This is a genomic window from Sphingobium sp. IP1, from assembly GCF_002708645.1.
Lineage (GTDB): Bacteria > Pseudomonadota > Alphaproteobacteria > Sphingomonadales > Sphingomonadaceae > Sphingobium > Sphingobium yanoikuyae.
Genome location: NZ_NOIW01000271.1, coordinates 1 through 457, shown reverse-complemented (window position 1 = coordinate 457; position 457 = coordinate 1). Strand labels below are relative to the sequence as shown.

1 pseudogene is annotated in these 457 nt (G+C 58.6%); it reads right to left on the bottom strand.

From position 1 onward, the window contains the following. Positions 1-128 precede the first annotated feature (128 nt). Positions 129-457 (bottom strand): annotated as a pseudogene (locus CG471_RS29920) (integrase core domain-containing protein); the annotation flags it as partial.

Genomic DNA, 457 nt, shown 5'->3' with positions numbered 1-457 from the left:
GGCAGCGCCGCCCGCCAAAAGCTGATCGAGAAGCTCATTCGGTATGGCAGGTTCTTTGCGTCGTGACATAGTGGGACTCCTTGTTGCCCATTATGCCCGGCCACACACGGAAATCCTGACAGTCCCTAATGCCGCCGCCAGGCTTCGATCAGCACCCTGGCCTCGGCGAGGCTGTAGAAGATTTCACCATTGAGCAGTTCGTCGCGCAGCGACCCATTGAAGCTTTCATTATAGCCATTCTCCCATGGCGATCCCGGCGCGATGTAGAGCGTCTTCACGCCGATCTGCCGCAGCCATTGCTGGACGGCATTGGCGATAAATTCGGCGCCATTATCTGACCGTATATGTGCAGGCGGGCCGCGCGAGATGAACAGGTCCGCCAAGGCCGCCAGCACATCCTCATGTTTGAGCTGTCGCGCAACGATAAGCGCCAGACATTCCCTGCTGGCCTCGTCGA